Source organism: Olleya aquimaris (assembly GCF_003259525.1).
Taxonomy (GTDB): Bacteria; Bacteroidota; Bacteroidia; order Flavobacteriales; family Flavobacteriaceae; genus Olleya; species Olleya aquimaris.
The window spans coordinates 83516-103706 of record NZ_QLLO01000007.1 but is presented as its reverse complement, the minus strand read 5'-3'; the positions used below and the strand labels follow the sequence as shown (position 1 = coordinate 103706).

The 20191-nt window shown below is 32.8% G+C and carries 21 protein-coding genes; 12 read left to right on the top strand and 9 right to left on the bottom strand.

Annotated features, from left to right (window positions below; all coding sequences use genetic code 11):
• Positions 1 to 21 precede the first annotated feature (21 nt).
• From prfA to LY08_RS10590, 3 genes are read left to right on the top strand one after another with little or no spacing between them, the layout of a single operon-like run.
• Entirely contained in the window at positions 22 to 1098 is a 1077-nt protein-coding gene (prfA, locus tag LY08_RS10600; protein WP_111660424.1) for a peptide chain release factor 1, read from the top strand.
• A 35-nt stretch (positions 1099 to 1133) separates the two neighbouring features.
• Positions 1134 to 1949, top strand: coding sequence for an orotidine-5'-phosphate decarboxylase (gene pyrF / locus LY08_RS10595; protein WP_111660423.1), 816 nt, complete (start codon positions 1134 to 1136; stop codon positions 1947 to 1949).
• 32 nt (positions 1950 to 1981) lie between these two features.
• Positions 1982 to 2773: an ABC transporter substrate-binding protein gene (locus LY08_RS10590; RefSeq protein WP_111660422.1), complete on the top strand. Its 792-nt coding sequence runs from the start codon at positions 1982 to 1984 to the stop codon at positions 2771 to 2773.
• On the opposite strand, the gene LY08_RS10585 is transcribed toward LY08_RS10590, so the two are convergent.
• Entirely contained in the window at positions 2756 to 2953 is a 198-nt protein-coding gene (locus LY08_RS10585) for a Lacal_2735 family protein (protein ID WP_111660421.1), read from the bottom strand. The genes LY08_RS10590 and LY08_RS10585 overlap by 18 nt on opposite strands.
• Positions 2954 to 3230: 277 nt before the next feature.
• Here LY08_RS10585 and LY08_RS10580 point away from each other — a divergent pair, with 277 nt between their 5' ends.
• Positions 3231 to 3731 carry a hypothetical protein gene (locus LY08_RS10580; RefSeq protein ID WP_111660420.1) on the top strand — a complete coding sequence of 167 codons (501 nt, stop codon included), beginning with the start codon at positions 3231 to 3233 and terminating at the stop codon, positions 3729 to 3731.
• Here LY08_RS10580 and LY08_RS10575 read toward each other — a convergent pair whose 3' ends face one another.
• Complete coding sequence (locus LY08_RS10575; RefSeq protein ID WP_111660419.1) at positions 3732 to 4433, bottom strand: DUF4197 domain-containing protein; 702 nt, start codon at positions 4431 to 4433, stop codon at positions 3732 to 3734. It lies immediately after the preceding gene.
• Between the two features lie 34 nt (positions 4434 to 4467).
• Positions 4468 to 5322: a formyltetrahydrofolate deformylase gene (purU, locus tag LY08_RS10570; protein WP_111660418.1), complete on the bottom strand. Its 855-nt coding sequence runs from the start codon at positions 5320 to 5322 to the stop codon at positions 4468 to 4470.
• Positions 5323 to 5488: 166 nt separating this feature from the next.
• Here purU and LY08_RS10565 point away from each other — a divergent pair, with 166 nt between their 5' ends.
• Positions 5489 to 8974 carry a methylmalonyl-CoA mutase family protein gene (locus LY08_RS10565; protein WP_111660417.1) on the top strand — a complete coding sequence of 1162 codons (3486 nt, stop codon included), beginning with the start codon at positions 5489 to 5491 and terminating at the stop codon, positions 8972 to 8974.
• A 311-nt stretch (positions 8975 to 9285) separates the two neighbouring features.
• On the top strand, positions 9286 to 9903 hold the full coding sequence (locus tag LY08_RS10560) for a DEAD/DEAH box helicase (RefSeq protein WP_111660416.1): 618 nt from the start codon (positions 9286 to 9288) through the stop codon (positions 9901 to 9903).
• Here LY08_RS10560 and LY08_RS10555 read toward each other — a convergent pair.
• Together LY08_RS10555 and LY08_RS10550 are read right to left on the bottom strand one after the other, a co-directional pair.
• Positions 9893 to 10270, bottom strand: coding sequence for a VOC family protein (locus LY08_RS10555; RefSeq protein WP_111660415.1), 378 nt, complete (start codon positions 10268 to 10270; stop codon positions 9893 to 9895). The two genes, LY08_RS10560 and LY08_RS10555, sit on opposite strands and share 11 nt — an antisense overlap.
• Positions 10267 to 11487, bottom strand: coding sequence for an MFS transporter (locus LY08_RS10550; protein WP_111660414.1), 1221 nt, complete (start codon positions 11485 to 11487; stop codon positions 10267 to 10269). The genes LY08_RS10555 and LY08_RS10550 overlap by 4 nt, the downstream gene beginning before the upstream one ends.
• A 314-nt stretch (positions 11488 to 11801) precedes the next feature.
• Here LY08_RS10550 and LY08_RS10545 point away from each other — a divergent pair, with 314 nt between their 5' ends.
• The gene (locus LY08_RS10545) at positions 11802 to 12404 is read left to right on the top strand and encodes a DUF1684 domain-containing protein (RefSeq protein WP_111660413.1); all 603 of its coding nucleotides are present in this window, start codon (positions 11802 to 11804) and stop codon (positions 12402 to 12404) included.
• Here LY08_RS10545 and crcB read toward each other — a convergent pair.
• Together crcB and LY08_RS10535 are read right to left on the bottom strand one after the other, a co-directional pair.
• Positions 12401 to 12772: a fluoride efflux transporter CrcB gene (crcB, locus tag LY08_RS10540; protein WP_111660412.1), complete on the bottom strand. Its 372-nt coding sequence runs from the start codon at positions 12770 to 12772 to the stop codon at positions 12401 to 12403. The two genes, LY08_RS10545 and crcB, sit on opposite strands and share 4 nt — an antisense overlap.
• Positions 12773 to 13792: an SRPBCC family protein gene (locus tag LY08_RS10535; RefSeq protein WP_111660411.1), complete on the bottom strand. Its 1020-nt coding sequence runs from the start codon at positions 13790 to 13792 to the stop codon at positions 12773 to 12775.
• A gap of 93 nt (positions 13793 to 13885) precedes the next feature.
• On the opposite strand from LY08_RS10535, the gene LY08_RS10530 reads away from it, so the two are divergent.
• The gene (locus LY08_RS10530) at positions 13886 to 15925 is read left to right on the top strand and encodes a dipeptidyl-peptidase 3 family protein (RefSeq protein WP_111660410.1); all 2040 of its coding nucleotides are present in this window, start codon (positions 13886 to 13888) and stop codon (positions 15923 to 15925) included.
• Between the two features lie 86 nt (positions 15926 to 16011).
• Here the strand turns inward: LY08_RS10530 and LY08_RS10525 are convergent, their stop codons facing one another.
• On the bottom strand, positions 16012 to 16197 hold the full coding sequence (locus LY08_RS10525) for a hypothetical protein (protein ID WP_111660409.1): 186 nt from the start codon (positions 16195 to 16197) through the stop codon (positions 16012 to 16014).
• Positions 16198 to 16260: 63 nt separating this feature from the next.
• Between LY08_RS10525 and LY08_RS10520 the strand changes: the two genes are divergently transcribed.
• Positions 16261 to 16647: a pyrophosphohydrolase domain-containing protein gene (locus LY08_RS10520; RefSeq protein ID WP_111660408.1), complete on the top strand. Its 387-nt coding sequence runs from the start codon at positions 16261 to 16263 to the stop codon at positions 16645 to 16647.
• A gap of 103 nt (positions 16648 to 16750) precedes the next feature.
• Here LY08_RS10520 and LY08_RS10515 read toward each other — a convergent pair whose 3' ends face one another.
• Complete coding sequence (locus tag LY08_RS10515; RefSeq protein ID WP_111660407.1) at positions 16751 to 17818, bottom strand: branched-chain amino acid aminotransferase; 1068 nt, start codon at positions 17816 to 17818, stop codon at positions 16751 to 16753.
• Between the two features lie 107 nt (positions 17819 to 17925).
• Here LY08_RS10515 and LY08_RS10510 point away from each other — a divergent pair, with 107 nt between their 5' ends.
• The 3 genes from LY08_RS10510 (at position 17926) to LY08_RS10500 (ending at position 20191) form a co-directional block, all read left to right on the top strand.
• Positions 17926 to 18447: a DUF4920 domain-containing protein gene (locus LY08_RS10510; protein WP_111660406.1), complete on the top strand. Its 522-nt coding sequence runs from the start codon at positions 17926 to 17928 to the stop codon at positions 18445 to 18447.
• Complete coding sequence (gene mnmD, locus LY08_RS10505) at positions 18447 to 19133, top strand: tRNA (5-methylaminomethyl-2-thiouridine)(34)-methyltransferase MnmD (RefSeq protein ID WP_111660405.1); 687 nt, start codon at positions 18447 to 18449, stop codon at positions 19131 to 19133. The genes LY08_RS10510 and mnmD overlap by 1 nt, the downstream gene beginning before the upstream one ends.
• 155 nt (positions 19134 to 19288) lie before the next feature.
• Complete coding sequence (locus LY08_RS10500) at positions 19289 to 20191, top strand: TIGR01777 family oxidoreductase (protein ID WP_111660404.1); 903 nt, start codon at positions 19289 to 19291, stop codon at positions 20189 to 20191.

The following is a 20191-nucleotide window of genomic DNA, read 5'->3' as shown; positions in this document are numbered from 1 at the left end:
TTCACAATTTTGAAAAATTAAATGTTAGAAAAATTACAAATAGTAAAACAACGTTTTGATGAGGTTAGTGATTTAATAATTCAACCTGATATTATTACTGATCAGAAACGTTATGTGGAGCTAAATAAAGAGTATAAAGACTTACGTTTGTTAATGGACAAGCGTGAACAATATATAGAGTTTACAGAAAATTTAAAGGAAGCTGAAGAGATTATTGCAGATGGTAGCGACCCAGAAATGGTAGAAATGGCTAAAATGCAATATGACGAAGCTAAAGAAGGTATTCCTAAACTTGAAGAAGAAATAAGATTACTATTAATCCCAAAAGATCCTCAAGATTCTAAAAATGCTGTTGTCGAGTTACGTGCAGGAACAGGAGGAGATGAAGCTAGTATTTTTGCAGGAGATTTATTTAGAATGTACACCAAGTATTGCGAAGGTAGAGGATGGAAAGTAGATACTGTAGATTATAGTGAAGGTACTAATGGAGGATTTAAAGAAATTCAATTTGAAGTTTCTGGTGAAGATGTTTACGGAACATTAAAATTTGAAGCAGGTGTACATCGTGTACAACGTGTCCCTCAAACCGAAACACAAGGTCGTGTGCACACCAGTGCAGCTACCGTTATGGTGTTTCCAGAAGCAGAAGAGTTTGATGTAGAAATCAACCCTAAAGACGTACGTATTGACTTTTTCTGTTCATCTGGACCTGGAGGACAATCGGTTAATACAACCTATTCTGCAGTGCGTTTAACGCACATTCCAACAGGATTAGTGGCACAGTGTCAGGATCAAAAGTCGCAGCATAAAAACAAAGAAAAAGCCTTTAAAGTATTACGCTCTAGATTATATGATATGGAGTTGGCTAAAAAAATGGAAGAAGATGCAGCGTTACGTGGTACTATGGTAACCTCTGGTGATAGAAGTGCTAAAATTAGAACCTATAACTATCCACAAGGACGTGTGACGGACCATAGAATTGGATTAACATTATACGATTTATCTAATATTGTTAATGGAGATATTCAAAAAATTATAGACGAGTTACAACTAGCTGAAAATACTGAAAAACTAAAAGCTAGCGACGAACATATTTAATTCTAAGCCTCATTTTTTGAGGCTTTTTTTATATCATGACTACACAACAACTAACAGACCAAATCAAAAAAAAGAAATCTTTCCTTTGTATAGGATTAGATGTCGATTTAAACAAAATACCCAAACATCTTTTAGATACCGAGGATCCTATTTTTGAATTTAATAAAGCCATCATCGATGCGACACATCATTTGTGTGTGGCTTATAAACCTAATACTGCGTTTTATGAAGCTTATGGAATCAAAGGTTGGAAAGCGTTAGAAAAAACAATTCAATATTTAAACCAAAACCATCCAGACATTTTTACCATTGCAGATGCTAAACGTGGAGATATTGGTAACACCAGTACCATGTATGCCAAAGCGTTTTTTGAGGATTTAGCGTTTGACAGCGTCACCATTGCGCCATATATGGGTAAAGATTCTGTCGAGCCTTTTTTAGCGTTTAAAAACAAGCATACTATATTGTTGGCTTTAACATCAAATACTGGAGCATTTGATTTTCAGACAAAATCTATTGATGGAAAAGAGTTATACAAACAAGTACTAGAAACGTCAAAAACTTACCAGAATTCAGAAAACCTGATGTATGTTGTTGGTGCGACTAAAGCAGAATATTTTTCTGACATTAGAAAAATAATCCCAAATAGCTTTTTACTAGTGCCAGGAGTTGGCGCTCAAGGCGGAAACCTACAAGACGTTTGTAAATATGGTATGAGTGACAACGTTGGATTGCTAATCAACTCATCTAGAGGGATTATTTATGCTTCAAACAAAGAAGATTTTGCTCAAGCTGCTGCTAATAACGCTAAAGCATTGCAGCAACAAATGGAAGAAATCTTAAACATGTAATCGTCATTGCGAGGAACGAAGCAATCTCATTAATGAAACTAACAGATCAACTTGGAAACCAATTAATACTAAATTCGACTCCAAAACGAATAGTTTCACTTGTTCCTTCTCAAACCGAATTACTCTTTGATTTAGGTTTGGAAGATGCTGTGGTTGGGATTACAAAATTCTGTGTGCATCCCTTTCATTTTAAAAGTACAAAAACAATTGTTGGTGGTACTAAGCAAATTAACATTGAAAAAATTAAAGCTTTACAACCAGATATTATTTTGTGTAATAAAGAAGAAAACACAAAAGAAATTGTAGAAGCCTGCCAAGAGATTTGTGATGTTCATGTTTCAGATATTATTACTATTAATGACTGCTTAGAATTGATTTCTCAGTATGGACAGCTCTTTAATAAGCGTACTAATGCACAAAAAATAATAGATAAAATTAATTTTAATTTAAAAGACTTTCAAAATTATATAAAAGATAAACCTACATTAAAAACCGCTTATTTTATTTGGCGAAACCCTTGGATGGTAGCTGGTAATAATACGTTTATTAATTATCTTTTAAAATTAAATAAATTTGAAAACATCTACTCAAATTTACAGCGTTATCCTGAAGTTGATATTACTAAAATTAGAAAGGAAGGTGACCCAGAAATTATCTTATTATCAAACGAGCCTTACCCATTTAAAGAAGAACATGCGTTTGAACTAGGAAGACACAGTCATCATGCTAAAACTATTTTTGTAGATGGCGAGTTTTTTTCTTGGTATGGATCTAGGTTGATAAAAGCATTTAGTTACTTTAAGCTTCTAAGAGAGCGTTTGTGATTGTTCTCTTACCAAATAATTCAATTTATTTAGTTTATCTAAAAGTTTAATAGCTCTGTATTCTGATACATCACTAGCTTCGTGATCTGTTTGTCGTAGGTTATAAGCTTGCTCTACAAGTTGCTTGTAGCGTTTGTTAAGCTTACGTTGGTGTTTTTTCAATTTATCTGGGCGACTCATGGGCTTAAGGGTTGATTTTGAGTAAATTAAATTACTTTTTTTATTTAAATAAAAAAAATAATTAATCAAAAAAAAATCTTAAAAAAACAAAAGAGCCTATTTTAAGATTAAAATAGGCTCTAAAAAACTAACTAAACTAACTCTTAATAAAAGAAATGTATTTTATAACTTTTATGTTGTAAAGATCATAAAATACAAGGCGGATAATATTATTTAATTATTAAGCTATCATTAAGTTATTTAAATTCAATAGCTTTATAACAAATCTTTTAAAAAAATGAAACACGTCATCATACTTTTTTTAGCGCTAATATCTTTCAATGCAATTTCACAAAACAACGATTGTGCTTGTTGTACAGAACAACATCAAGCTTTTGATTTTTGGATAGGAGAGTGGCAAGTTACTAATCCAGATGGATCTATAGCTGGACATAATACCATTTTAAAAGTTCAGGACAATTGTATTCTTCAAGAAAATTGGGTGAGTGCTAAAGGTAATTATACAGGTACAAGCCAGAATTTTTATAACTCAAAAACGGGTCAGTGGGAACAAATTTGGATAGATAATCAAGGTGGTACTTTACATCTAAAAGGAAACAGAACTGGTAATCAAATGATTTTACAATCTGATACGTTAAAAAATAAAGAAGGGAATCCCTATTTTCATAGGATTACTTGGACGTTAAACAATGATGGTTCTGTACGTCAACTTTGGGAAACTACAACAAACAATACAGAGGTTGTTGTGGCTTTTGATGGATTGTATAAAAGAAAATAACTAATCCTGTAATGCAAACACCTTTTTAAGTAAATCTGTTGCTCTAGAGCTTACTTTAGTTCTTATTTCTTGTTCCTCAATAGCAATCATTGTGTAGACCCCTTTTAATGCTTCGCCAGTAACGTAATCTGTCAAATCTGGATTTACATTATTTGTAAAAGGTATGGTATTGTATTTATTAATTAAATTCTCCCAAATTTGGTCAGCACCAACTTTACTAAACGATGCTTTAATGACTGGGTTAAACTTGTCATATAAAGCAGTTTCTGTTTTGGATTTTAGATAGTTAGTAGCAGCATCATTATTACCTAATAATATATTTTTAGCGTCTGTAAAAGTAATATCTTTAACTGCATTGACAAAAATAGGTGTGGCTTCTCCAACAGCATCTTCAGCAGCTCTGTTTAATACTTTTAAACCTTCATCAGCTAAATTGCCTAATCCTATATCTCTAAGTGCTTTATCTACTTTTTGTAACTCTTCAGGTAGTAATATTTTAACCAATTCGTTTTTAAAAAACCCATCAGTTTGAGTAAGCTTAGACACTTGTTTATCTATACCTAAATCTAAAGCTTCACGCAAACCATTAGCAATATCTAATTCGCTTACTCCACCTCCTTGTGGTAATTGATTTACAACGTCTCTTAATTCTGCACAAGCAGTAACATTTAAAATAACTAAAAGGGTTAAAATTTTTTTCATGTTGAATGTTTTAAAGTAGTAAATATACTTCTAACTACGAGAAAATAACAGTTTTATTATTATATACCATTACTTTTCGTTTAATATGAAGTTTGATGGCATTGGCTAAAACTATTTTTTCTAAATCTCGCCCTTTGGCTATCAAGTCTCCAATAGCATGTGTGTGAGAAACTCTAGTAACATCTTGTTCTATGATTGGTCCTGCATCCAATTCTTCAGTAACATAATGGCTTGTAGCACCAATAATTTTAACACCACGTTTATAAGCAGAATGGTAAGGTTTTGCACCAACAAATGCTGGTAAAAAGGAATGATGAATATTAATCACCTTATTAGGATACTGGTTAATAATTTTGCTAGATACTATTTGCATGTAACGTGCAAGCACGATAAAATGAATTCCAAATGTTTTACACAATTCTAATTGCTTTTGTTCTGCTTCCGCTTTAGTATCTTTAGTCACAGGAATATGGTAAAACGGTATATTAAAACTATCAGCAATAGGTTTTAAATCATTATGATTACTTACTATAAAAGGAATATCTACGTCTAACTCACCAGAATTATATCTACCTAATATATCATACAAACAATGGTCGTATTTAGAAACAAACAACGCCATTTTTGGGATGTCCTCTGCTGCATAAACACGCCATTTCATGTCAAAGGTATCAGCTAAATCTGTTTTAAATTTAGTTTTAAAAACCTCCATAGTAAAAGTGTCCTTTTTAAACTCGCTTTCTAAACGCATAAAAAAGATATTTTGCTCTCTATCTACATGTTGGTCGATGTAAACAATATTACCATAGTTTTTAGCAATAAAATTTGTGACATTTGCAATTATTCCAGATCGATCTTTACAGTTAATGAGTAAGGTTATTTTTTTCATGTTTACTTTCTGTGACAACAAATAATTTGAGTTAATAGCACTACTAATTTACTTTAAAAAGTACCGATTATGGTCTGTATTTTAACTTTTAGATAATTACGTATTATCAAGCATTTTTTTTGAATATTTCGTAAATTGCGACCTCAAAATAGATTATATTTTAAGAATGATACAAGCAACTCCTTATAAACCAAAACATAAAGTAAGAATTGTTACTGCAGCATCTCTATTTGATGGACATGATGCATCTATTAATATTATGCGACGAATCATCCAAGCTACTGGTGTAGAGGTGATTCATTTAGGTCATGATAGAAGTGTGGACGAAGTAGTCAATACTGCCATTCAAGAAGATGTTAATGCAATTTGTTTAACATCGTATCAAGGTGGTCATAACGAGTATTTTAAATACATGTATGACTTACTTCAAGAGCGTGGAGCAGGACATATTAAAATCTTTGGAGGTGGTGGTGGAGTTATCTTACCATCAGAAATTAAAGAGTTGATGGATTATGGTATTTCTCGTATCTACTCACCTGACGATGGTCGTGCAATGGGATTACAAGGCATGATTAACGATTTGGTAGAACAATCCGACTTTGCAATTGGAGACACTTTAGATGTAGATATTGAAAGTCTTTCTGCAAAAAATCCTAAAACCATAGCTAGGGTTATTTCTTCTGCCGAAAATTTTCCGGAAGTAGCAAAAGATACATTAGATAAAATTCATAAAAAAAATGAACGCTCTAAAACTCCAGTTTTAGGTATTACAGGAACTGGTGGAGCAGGAAAATCGTCTTTAGTGGACGAGTTGGTTCGTCGCTTTTTAATAGATTTTCCAGAAAAAACAATAGGATTAGTCTCTGTTGATCCTTCAAAACGTAAAACAGGAGGAGCGCTTCTAGGTGATAGAATCCGAATGAATGCGATTAATAATTCTAGAGTTTACATGCGTAGTTTGGCAACTCGTCAATCTAATTTAGCATTGTCTAAATATGTAAATGAAGCGGTTGAGGTTTTAAAAGCAGCAGAATACGATTTAATTATTTTAGAGACTTCTGGAATTGGACAATCTGATACAGAAATTATAGAACATAGCGATGTGTCCTTGTACGTTATGACACCAGAATTTGGTGCTGCAACGCAATTAGAAAAAATCGACATGTTGGATTTTGCAGATTTGGTAGCTATTAACAAATTTGATAAACGTGGATCTTTAGATGCTTTACGTGATGTTAAAAAGCAATACATGCGTAATAATAATCTGTGGGATATTCCACAAGATCAATTACCAGTATATGGGACAATAGCGTCACAGTTTAATGATCCAGGAATGAATACCTTATACAAAGCGGTAATGGATAAATTAGTCGAAAAAGCTAACGCTGATCTAAAATCGACATTCGAGATTTCTCAGGAAATGAGCGAAAAAATATTTGTCATACCACCATCTCGAACTCGCTATTTGTCTGAAATAGCAGAAAACAATCGCGCTTACGATAAAAAAGCATCAGAGCAAGTTGAGGTTGCTCAAAAACTATATGGGATTTATAAAACTATCTGTTCTGTTTCTAATGTCGCATCGAGCGCAGTCGAGATGTCTTTTATTGGAAAATTAGGATTAAATCAAGAAGAGATTCTTCAACAAGCTCAGAATGACACTAGTAATGTCATTCCGACAGAAGGAGGAATGACTGACGAGGAATCTCAAAGAAGCTTACTTAATCTTCTAATAAAGGAATTTGACCGTGTAAAACTAAACTTAGATCCTTACAACTGGGAAATCATTACAGGATGGGATGAAAAAGTAAACAAATATAAAAACCCAATTTATTCTTTTAAAGTAAGAGATAAAGAAATAAAAATTGAAACACATACCGAATCATTATCTCATTTACAAATACCAAAAGTAGCCTTACCAAAATACCAAGCTTGGGGAGATATTTTAAAATGGTGTTTACAAGAGAATGTTCCTGGAGAGTTTCCTTATGCGTCAGGTTTATATCCTTTTAAACGTACTGGAGAAGATCCAGCACGTATGTTTGCAGGAGAAGGTGGACCAGAACGTACAAACAGACGTTTTCACTACGTTAGTGCAGGTTTACCAGCAAAGCGTTTATCGACTGCTTTTGATAGTGTGACACTTTATGGAAACGATCCAGATTTACGTCCAGATATTTACGGAAAAATTGGAAATGCAGGAGTTTCTATCTGCTGTTTAGACGATGCTAAAAAACTATATTCTGGTTTCGATTTAGCACATGTTATGACATCGGTAAGTATGACTATTAATGGTCCTGCACCAATGTTATTAGGCTTTTTTATGAATGCTGCTATCGACCAACAATGTGAATTATACATTAAAGAACATGGACTGGAAAAAGAAGTAGAAGCTAAAATTGAAAAAATCTACAAAGACAAAGAACGTCCTAAGTATAATGGCGAATTACCAGAAGGAAATAACGGGTTAGGCTTAATGCTTCTTGGTGTTACAGGAGACCAAGTATTACCTGCAGATATTTATGCAGAAATTAAAAAGAAAACCATTGCCCAAGTAAGAGGAACGGTTCAAGCAGATATTTTAAAAGAAGACCAAGCACAAAATACGTGTATATTTTCAACAGAATTTGCATTGCGTTTAATGGGAGATGTGCAGGAGTATTTTATCGAGAATAATGTGCGTAACTTCTATTCGGTATCTATTTCTGGGTATCATATTGCAGAAGCAGGAGCTAATCCAATTACACAGTTAGCGTTAACCTTGTCTAATGGTTTCACTTACGTGGAATATTATTTAAGTCGCGGAATGGACATTAATAAGTTTGGACCAAACTTATCCTTCTTTTTCTCAAACGGAATCGATCCAGAATACGCAGTAATTGGTAGAGTAGCACGTAAAATTTGGGCAAAAGCCATGAAGCACAAATATGGTGCAAATGCAAGAGCGCAAATGTTGAAGTACCATATTCAAACATCTGGACGAAGCTTACACGCTCAAGAAATTGACTTTAACGACATACGTACAACGCTTCAAGCATTATATGCCATTTACGATAATTGTAACTCATTACACACAAATGCTTACGACGAAGCCATTACAACGCCAACAGAAGAGTCGGTTAGACGTGCTATGGCTATTCAATTAATAATCAATAAAGAATTAGGGTTAAATAAAAACGAAAACCCAATACAAGGGTCGTTTATTATTGAAGAATTAACCGATTTAGTGGAAGAAGCTGTGTTGTTGGAATTTGACAGAATTACAGAACGTGGTGGTGTTTTAGGTGCAATGGAAACCATGTACCAACGTAGTAAAATACAAGAAGAAAGCCTGTATTACGAAACTTTAAAGCATAATGGTGAATTCCCAATAGTAGGTGTCAATACTTTTTTAAGCAGTAAAGGTTCGCCAACAGTTATTCCTGCAGAAGTTATTAGAGCAACAGAAGAAGAGAAGCAATTTCAAATTAAAACTTTGGAAAACCTTCATAAAGCAAATGACACTAAAGCATTGTTAAAAGATTTACAAGAACGAGCTATTAAAAACGAAAATATTTTTGAGGCACTAATGGAAGTCTGTAAAGTATGTAGTTTAGGACAAATTACTTCAGCTTTATTTGAAGTAGGAGGTCAGTACAGACGCAACATGTAAGCAGAGAACCACATTTTTCATAGAAAATGTGTGTGAATCGCTTATCCTGAGCACAGTCGAAGGATCTCAGAGAACCACATTTTTCATAGAAAATGTGTGTGAATCGCTTATCCTGAGCACAGTCGAAGGATCTCAGAGAACCACATTTTCCATAGAAAATGTGTGTGAATCGCATATCCTGAGTGTCACACTGAGCGCAGTCGAAGTGTAAAATCAAAAAATAACAACAAAAAATCTCACCAGAAGCATTATGCTTTTGGTGTTTTTTGTATCAAGTTAATAATGCGTAATTTCGTAATAAATAAAAGCAAATGTCTTTCAAAAAATACCATCCATTATTAAAAGAATCAATTGAAAATGTAGGTTTTGCTACCACAAATGCGTTTCAAAAACAAGTGATGCCTTTAATAAAAGGAGGAAGTGATGTGTATGCAATTGGCCCAAAAGGTTGTGGTAAGACTACAGCAATGATAATTAGCACCATTCAAAAATTAGATGCTGCTGCGTTTGAAGATTCGCCTAGAGCACTAATTATTGCACAAGACAAGCAAACTACTTTAGAGTTAAAAGAACGCTTTGAGGTATTCACTAAAAATACCGATTTACGTATTTATTGTGCTTACGAGGAAAGCGATTTAGAAAAACAACGTGAAGAAATTTATTACGGAGTTGATATTTTAATTGCTACACCAAAACGATTAAGCAAACTGTACCATTTAAATAGTGTGCATTCTGGAGAACTAAAGTTGTTTATTATACATGATGCCGATTTTATTACCAGAAACAACTACCATAATTATATTTTAAGATTAAGCGAAAGCGCGCCAAAAGCACAGTTTGTTATTTTCTCTGAAACCTTTAATTCTAAGATAAAAGCTTTTCAAGACTGGTTTATGTTTAATGCAAGAATTGTTGAGGTTAAGAAATAACCCAAGGTGGCGACTTTCTATGTTGTCCAGCTTTAAAAAGTATTATGGCGTTTCCGTCAGGATCTTGTAAATGGGCTTCACGCCATAACCATGGTTGGTCTTTAGGTTCTGAAAGAAAATTAACCCCTTTTTGTTTAAGTTTTAAAACTAAATGATCTAAGTCTTCATCTTCAAAATAGACGGTTGTATTTTGGTTGGGTTGCATGTCTTCATTTAAATGAATAGAAAATGTTGCTTCACCATCAGGACACTCTAATCGTGCATAACGTGGTAAGGCATCAACTATAAGTTTTAGTCCTAGAAGCTTATAAAAAGCGACAGATTTGTCTAAATTTTTTGAGGATATGGTAACTTGATTTAAATTCATTTCACTTCTGTTTTTAAAGATTTCATCATTTTTGGTAAATACAAAGTGATTGCAGCTACAACAATTAAAGCTACAAAAAGCCAAAACCAGGTTGTTTTAAATCCAAATTGGTCAATAGTATTCATAATAGCATTATGACCAATGATGTGCGAGATGGAAAAACTCATACTATACAAACCCATATAACTTCCTTTTCTTCCTATTGGTGCCATATCAAGCGCTAAAGCATTTGCAAATGGCGACCCAATCATTTCGCCTAAAGTCATTAAAATCATTCCAATAATTAAAATTCCAAACCAATCAGAATAGTTTAAAATAATAAAACTAAAGGCTAGAAAAACAATACCCAAAATAGTAGCTGTGACTTTAGTGATTTGTAATTTTTCTAGAAAAACAATTAAAGGCATTTCCAAGAAAACAATCATAACTCCATTTAAAAACAATAGCCAACCAATGGTGTCTTCGTTTAAAAAATGATGTTGTTTATAAAATACAGGAACACTAGAAAAATACTGTACAAAAGCTATAGCATTAACTACCATGATAAAAAAGAACAATAAAAAGGCAGGATTTTTATATGGTGAAACACCTTCTTTAACAACAGTAACTTTTTCTTCTTTTTTCTTTCCTTTTTTAGGTTTAAGTAAAACAATTAATGAGGTTGCAGCAAGAATACAAGTAATACCATCCACCCAAAAAATGGAAGCATAATTGGCTTTAGCAATTAAAATTCCGCCAATAACAGGTCCAATTGAAAACCCTAAATTAATAGCTAATCTTATAAGTCCAATATTTCTTGTCACGTTATTATTGATGCTGTAAACGTCTGTTGCTACAAATATTGCTGGTCTGTAAGTATCTACAGCAAGCATCAAAAAGAAAACACCTAAACACAATGCATTAAAACTGTCTAAAAACTGGATACCTATAAAACCCAATCCACCAGCAAACAAGCTAAGAACAATAGTTTTATAATAACCAATAATATCCGTTAATTTTCCACCAATAAAGTTACCTACTAAAGATCCAAATCCATAACTGGTCATTATCCAACCAACCTCTGGTAAAGTAAAGCTTTTAACATCAGTAAGATATAATGACAAGAACGGAATAACCATTGCTCCTGCACGATTAATAAAAGTAACAAAAGATAAAAACCAGATTTCTTTGGCAATGCCTTTATAATTACTTAAGTATCTTTTTAATAACGTTTTCATTGGTTGGATTGGTTTTAGTGGTTTGTTTTTTTACATAGTCTAATTTCTAATTGAGTTGGATAATTAATTTGAAGTTGTACCAAATTAAAAAAGTCCAACGTAGAAGTTGGACTTTTTATATTGTATTAATTGATAATTACATCATCACAAAATATAAGACGACCAACCTGTATCTGTACACGTGGTATATTGCTTAGTATTGGTAATGACTACATTCATTTTTTACGATTTTATATACTCAAAGCTAATCAAATTTTTAATAAGTTGTATTTTTGAGTTGAAATTTTTGATTTTATTAATACAAACAATCTAACATGAGAGTTCTAATTATTTTCTTTTTAACCATCACTACACTAAGTTGTGCACAAGATAAATTACCATTGTTAGGCGAGACTGAGCATCAACGCGAAATGAATGCAAATTTTAAAGACGCAGCAAAATCTCCATTAACAGATCAAGATCGCAAAGACTTTAGAGGCTTAGATTTTTTTAAGTTTGATAGTACTTACGTTCTTACTGCTTCGTTTAAAAGAACACCAGATGAGGTTTCTTTTAAAATGAAAACCACCACAGACCGATTAGTTGATTATGTCAAATATGGTGAAGTGACGTTTACATTAAAAGGAAAAGAATTAAAGCTAAATGTCTATCAAAACCTAGAAATGGTTGAGCAATTAGGTGAAGAAGAAGCTTTGTTTTTACCTTTTATGGATAATACTAATGGTGAAGAAAGTTATAAAGGAGGTCGTTATGTTGAGGTTAAGTTACCAGAAAACAATCAAATGGTTATAGATTTTAATAAAGCTTACAACCCTTATTGTGCTTATAATAAAAAGTATTCTTGTCCAATAGTACCAGATGAAAATAGATTATATGTTAACATTGAAGCAGGTGTTAAAAAGTACGATAAACATTAAAATTGCTTAGCTACCCACAATCCTAAAAATACTGCTGAAAAACCTACTATAAAACTAGCAATGGTATATAGGGCAAAGCTGGTAAAATCTCCTGTTTTTAAAAACACATGATTTTCATAAGCAAACGTAGAAAACGTGGTGAATCCACCACAAAATCCAGTTGCTAATAACAATGTTTGATTAGTTGAAAGCGTATTGTTTTTTAAGGCTAAACCAAGAATAATACCTATTAATAAACTTCCTAATACGTTGGCTAAAAACGTTCCGTAAGGAATACCATTTTGAGAGCTATTTAAAGATTTACCTATGATATATCTAAGGACACTTCCAAACCCACCACCTACAAAAACTAAAAGAAGTTGCTTCATTTATTGTATTGGTATATATATTTCTGTAATCCAATTAGAAGGATTTGGAACATTTCCTGGATCATTAGTATATATTTCAAATGGATGTAACTCTGATTGCTCTAGATTATTTTCAGCTAAATATTTATTTGCAGCTTCCCAAGCTTTAGGTAAATTAGTGTAATTACCTTTTAATGTTGTTTTTAAAGCTTTAGTTTTTGGGATATATCCACAAAGGACTTCACTATCATTTTCGACAGAAATTTTATTCATCACAGGTATAGCTTGACTCATAATTATATTACCAGTTTCAGGATTCATTTCGTTATAAATAGTAAAAGGCATTCCAGTTTGTACTATATTATTTTTTGCCATATAACTCATTATTTCGCCATATTGCCTACCCATTATTTCGCTAATATTTGTACCTGTTGCTGCTGTGGTTTTATACATGTAAAAACCACCTCCATATTCTGTAATACCATCTACTTTTATATTAAATTGTTTCATGCTTTCAACAACTTTTCTGTCTAAAAGTTCTAAACTACGCTCGTAATAAGGTCCAATTTGTTTTTCCATTCCACCAGAAAAAGCTGCGTAAGCTTTAAACCCAAATGGTAAATCTTTACCAGATATGGTCCATTTTACTTCTGTACTACCATCTTCATTGGGTGTAAATTCCCACATAACATCAGATTTTGGAAATTCTCCAAATTGCATTTCTTGGGTAATAGAGGTGTTTGGATTAGCAGCAATGGTTTTCATTGTACCTGTTTCACCATCATCAGTCCAAGAATATGATCCCTCAACACCACTAGTTTTTTCAGGAAAAGTTAAAATCATTTCTGGCTTTTCTTCAACCCAAGCATTCCAATCTTCCCAATTTTTAAAATCAATAACTTCATTATATACCAGACTAGCAGGTGCTTGTATGGTTTTGCTTCTTGTTACAGTGTAGCTATTAGGCTGTACAGCAATATAAATTGCAGTAGCGATTATGACTATAAGTAATAGAAATAAGATATATTTTAAATATTTCATTTTTATAAAATTAAAAAGTTAGTTATTTCAAAGATAATCAAATTATAATATGTTAAATTCTTATATTTATTGACTTTAATAAAATAACTAATTATGAGAATAAAACACTTATTAAGTGTTGCTTTAATTGCAACTCTATTTTTGTCTTGCGGTAATGATAAAACCGATAAGTCAACCAATGAAGACAATAAAAAAACCGAAGCAGACTTTGACTTTAATGTCGAGCAGTTTGCGGATATTAAAATTTTACGATATCAAATTCCAGGATGGGATAATTTAACTTTAAAAGAACAAAAACTTGTCTACTATTTAACAGAAGCAGGTTTAGCAGGTCGTGACATTATGTGGGACCAAAATTACAGACACAATCTAAAAATTAGAAAAGCTTTAGAAAATATTTACTCTAATTACGAAGGTGATAAAAATACGGATAATTGGAAGGCATTTACTACTTACTTAAAGCGTGTTTGGTTTAGTAATGGTATCCATCATCACTATTCTAACGACAAGCTAAAACCTGAGTTTTCTCAAGAATATTTAAAAGAAATTATGTCTGCAACTAACACAACATTAGCTGGAGAAGCTTTTGATGTTATTTTTAACGATGTAGATAGTAAAAAAGTTAATCAAGCAAAAGGTGTGGATAATGTTGCCTTGTCTGCAGTTAACTTTTATGGTCCAAATGTGACTAATGAAGATGTAGAAGCGTTTTATTCTAAAATGAAATCACCAAATCCAGACAAACCTTTATCGTTTGGTTTAAACTCGCAGTTAGTTAAAGAGAATGGTGTGTTAAAAGAGCGCGTATATAAATCTGGAGGATTATATGGTTCTGCTATTGACGAGATTGTAAAATGGTTAGAATTAGCAAAAGGTGTTGCCGAAAATAAAGCACAAGGAGACGCCTTAGGATTGTTAATCGAGTATTATAAAACAGGTGATTTACAAACATGGGACGATTACAATGTGGCTTGGACAGCTGCTACCGAAGGTAATGTAGATTATATTAATAGTTTTATAGAAGTGTATAACGACCCATTAGGTTACAGAGGGTCTTATGAGAATATTGTGCAAATCAACGATTTTGATATGTCGCAAAAAATGGCTGTATTATCTGAAAACGCTCAGTGGTTTGAAGATAATTCACCTTTAATGGACGAGCATAAAAAGAAAAACGTTGTAGGAGTTACCTATAAAGTAGTAAACGTTGCTGGAGAAGCTGGAGACGCTTCACCAAGCACTCCAATTGGTGTTAATTTACCTAACGCTAACTGGATTCGTGCTGCAGTTGGAAGTAAGTCGGTATCTTTAGGAAACATCATACACGCCTACAACAATGCAGGAAGTACTGGTCGTTTAAAAGAATTTGTCCATGATGAAGAAGAGTATGAATTAGAAGAAAAATACGGACAACAAGCAGATAAATTACACACTGCTTTACACGAAGTTATTGGTCACGCATCTGGACAATTAAATCCAGGGGTTGGCGAAACCAAAGAAACACTTAAAAATTATGCATCTACTTTAGAAGAAGGTCGTGCAGATTTAGTAGGTCTTTACTATTTATATAACCCTAAATTACAAGAATTAGGATTGGTTGACGATTGGAAAAAAATAGGAATGGCAGCTTATGATGGTTACATACGTAACGGATTAATGACTCAATTAATTAGATTAAATTTAGGAGACGATGTAGAAGAAGCACACATGCGTAACAGACAATGGGTAAGTGCTTGGGCTTTTGAAAAAGGAAAAGCAAACAATGTTATTGAAAAAGTTACACGAGACGGAAAAACCTATTTTAATATTAACGATTATGATAAGTTACACGAGTTGTTTGGCGAGTTGTTACGCGAAACTCAACGTATTAAATCTGAAGGCGATTTTAAAGCAGTAGAGGCTTTAGTAGAAGGGTATGGTGTTAAAGTAGATCAAGATATACATGCAGAAGTTTTAGAGCGTAACAAGCAATTTACGTCTGCACCTTATAGCGGATTTGTTAATCCTGTTTTAGTTGCTGAAACAAATGATGATGGCGAAATTACAGCAATCAAAGTGACGCAACCAGAGACATTTGATGGACAAATGCTAGACTACAGTAAAAACTATAGCTTTTTACCTGAAGATAATTAAGATTATAACAGCGAGTTTATACTGAGCGTAGTCGAAGTACGAAATAAAAAAGCCTTAATCTAATTTTGATTAAGGCTTTTTTTATTTTATTTAAATAGTACTTTAATAGCAACTATCATCCCAATAAAACCAATAAAGGCAAGTAGTATCCAAAGGACACCTTTGTAATGGATTTTATGTAAGTTTAAATCTTTGCGATACATTCTAATCAGCACTAAAATAAATGCGATTGCGAATAAAACTCCAAAAACCATTTGTCCTTTACTAAACATAATTTATTTTTAAGCAAAATTAATAAAACTAGTCACTAACATCAAGGAATAAATAATAATTATATGCAAGATAAAATAGACGCAGTTAAAGCGTTTCATACTGCTTTTAAAATAGGACACAGAGAAACACCAAAAGCCGATTTAGGATTAGAAAAAAACCTGTTGCGTTACGAGCTGATGCGTGAAGAAAATGAAGAGTATTTAGAAGCAGCAAAAAACAATGACTTAGTAGAAGTTGCAGATGCTTTAGGCGACATGCTTTATATTTTGTGTGGTACTATTATAGAACACGGTATGCAAGATAAAATTGAAGAAGTCTTTGAAGAAATACAACGCAGTAACATGAGTAAATTAGGAGACGATGGAGAACCTATTTACAGAGAGGATGGAAAAGTACTAAAAGGACCAAATTATTTTAAACCTAATATTGAGGCGATTTTAAAAAGGTAATTTGTGGATTCGTTAATTTGTTTATATAACTTAAAAAAAGCAACAAAAGTTGCTTTTTTTAAGTTATGAATATTACTGTTTACTGAAGACTGACTACTGCTAACTATACTTTCATTCGCCATCCATAAGGATCTTCAGTTTTATTAGTCTGTATTGCTACAATACGTTCTTTTAATTGCAAACCAAAAGAGTTATCCTGTTCTGGGATTTCAAAATCTTCACCTCTAAATCCAAATCCAGAGATTGGTGATATGACTGCTGCAGTTCCTGCTCCAAACATTTCTTTTAAGCTACCATTTTTTGCAGCTTCAACCAATTCAGAAACCTTTACTTTTCTTACTTCAGTTTTAATGCCTTCAGCTTCCGCTAGTTCTAAAATACTTTTTCTTGTAATTCCGTCTAAAATACGATCGCTTACAGGAGATGTTAATAAGGTATCGTTAATACGAACAAATACATTCATTGCTCCAGCTTCTTCAATATATTCATGTGATGTATCATCGGTCCATATTACTTGTTGGTACCCTTTGTCTTTAGCTAATTGTGTTGGATAAAATTGTCCAGCATAGTTACCACCAGCTTTAGCAAAACCAACACCACCATTAGCACTACGCGAGTATTTTTCTTCTATAAGTACTTTGACTTTTCCAGAAAAATAAGCGCCAGAAGGAGCAGTTGCTATAATAAATTTATATGCATTAGCAGGAGAAGCGTGAAATCCTTCACCTGAAGCAAATATAAATGGTCTAATGTATAACGAGCTACCTTCTGCAGTAGGAATCCAATCCTTATCCAAATCTAAAAGCGCTTTTAGTCCTTCCATAAAATATGCTTCTGGTAATTCTGGAATTGCTAAACGTTTTGCAGAAATATTTAAACGTTTGATATTGTCCATTGGTCTAAATAAAAAGACGTTGTCATTTGCATCTTTATAGGCTTTCATACCTTCAAAAATAGATTGTCCATAATGAAAAATCTTAGCAGAAGGTTCCAGGGTTAATGGTCCGTAAGGAACAATTTCTGGAGATTGCCATTTACCATCTTTAAAATCGCAGGTTAACATATGGTCAGAAAACACCTGTCCAAATGCTAGATTACTAAAATCGATAGAGTTGATTTTAGAGGTTTCACATGTAGTAATTTTAATTTCGTTTTTGGTTAGAGTTGCCATATAATGTGGTTAAATTTCGCTAACAAAAATACAGAATTATAAATTAGAAAGTATTGTATTCGCCTTAAAATACTATCTTTGAAATTCATAATTTAATAAAAAATAAGATGAAAAATTATTTAATTCTTATAGCATTATTGGTGTCAGTAATGGCTTGTAAAAATGAAACTAAACAAGACGATTCTGTAAAAGACGATATGGTTAAAGAAACTGTTGAGGTGGATTACAAATCGTTTGGAAAAGAGATTCAACCCAATGATGCAATTGCATCTGCATCTATGTTTAATCACTACAAAGACATGAATGTTGGCGATAGTATTCCTGCCAAAGTAACCCTGAAAGTTAAAGAAGTTTGTCAAGCCAAAGGATGTTGGATGACAGCAGATTTAGGCGATGGTAATGAGGTTATGGTTAAGTTTAAAGACTATGGTTTTTTTATGCCAAAGGATATTGCTGGGCAAGAAGTGATTGTTAACGGATTAGCTTATGTTAAAGAAGTTCCGGTTGACGAGCAACGTCATTATGCAGAAGATAAAGGTGCTACTAAAGAGGAGGTAGAAAAAATCACAGAACCTAAACGTACCTTTTCTTTTGAAGCAGATGGTGTGCTATTAGTTGAAACTAAATAGTGAAGCTTAAAATAGAAATTACAAAAGACGGGTCTACAACCTTATTGCATCCAAAGTACCAAACACATTATCATTCGGTTTTTGGAGCAATAGAAGAGTCAGATTTTGTTTACATAAACACAGGGTTGTTATATGTTTTGTCTTCAGAAATTAGGCAAGAGATAAAACAATCCTGTTCTGTTTTAGAAGTTGGCTTTGGTACTGGACTTAATGCCTTTAATACACTTCTTAAAACCGAATCTTTGCCAATAAACATTGATTACTTAGGTGTAGAAACCAATCCTGTACCTTTAAATATTATCAAAAAATTAAACTACCCAGAACAGTTATTGGCAAATCACAAAACAGACATTTTTAATAAAATTCATGACGTATCATGGCAAGAAAAACATCAACTAACTAAACAATTTAGTTTAGAAAAACGTCAAGAGGACATCTTTAATTTTAAAATTACTAATCAATATGATGTGATTTATTTTGATGCATTTGGTCCAGATGCACAACCAGAATTATGGACAGCCAAAATTTTTAAAATTATGTATGCTGCATTAAAAACACAAGGCGTTTTAGTGACCTATTGTGCTCAAGGCAATGCTAGACGTGCTATGCAAAGTGTAGGTTTTAAAGTTAGCAGATTGCCTGGTCCACCAAGCAAACGACACATTTTACGTGCTGTTAAAGAGTGAGTAGTAAAAAGTGAAAAGTGATATTAAAAAGTTAATAGTAATTAGTTGTATTTAAAGCTTATTAATATTGTTGCAAAACTTTAATATTTAGTGTTAAACCTAACTTAAATCCACACCTACAATCTCTACTATTGCGTATTTTTATATAAAAACTAATGCGAATACTAATTACAGGTGCAACAGGGTTAATTGGAAGCGAGATTGTTAAGCAATGTCACGCCAATGGAATTGCAGTAAATTACTTAACCACCAGTAAATCTAAGTTGTCTAAAGACCAAAACTACACAGGTTTTTATTGGAATCCTTCAAAAAACGAAATAGATACAGATTGCCTTAACGGAGTAGAAGCTATCATCCATTTAGTTGGAGCAAGTATTTCTAAACGTTGGACAGAAAGCTATAAAAAAGAAATCCTACTCAGTCGTACCCAAACGTCTCAGCTATTATTTAATACCCTTCAAAACACCTCGCATCAAGTCAAACACCTAGTGTCTGCTAGTGCAATTGGTATATATCCAAGCTCTTTTACTAATTATTATGCTGAAGATCACACAGAAGTAAGCACGTCCTTTTTAGGACAAGTGGTGGAGCAGTGGGAACAAGCGGTTGATGTTTTTAAAGCATTAGAGTTAAAAGTCGCTAAAGTTAGGATAGGATTAGTACTATCAGCCAAAGGAGGTGCACTTCCAGAAATGGCAAAGCCAATTAAATTTGGTGCAGGTGCAGCATTTGGTTCTGGTAAGCAGTGGCAATCTTGGATACATCTTACCGATTTGGCCAATCTATTTTTGCATGTTTTAGAAAATAAATTAGAAGGTGTGTATAACGGAGTAGCACCAAACCCAAAAACTAATCAGCAACTTACAAAAGCAATCGCAAAACAATTAAACCGCCCTTTATTTTTACCTAACATTCCAAAATTTGCTATGAAGTTAATCTTAGGCGAGATGTATATTTTGTTATTTGAAAGTCAGCGTGTTAGCTCTAAAAAAATTGAAGACACAGGATTTAACTTTAAGCATTACAATTTACAAAGAGCTTTGGAAGAGGAGTATTAA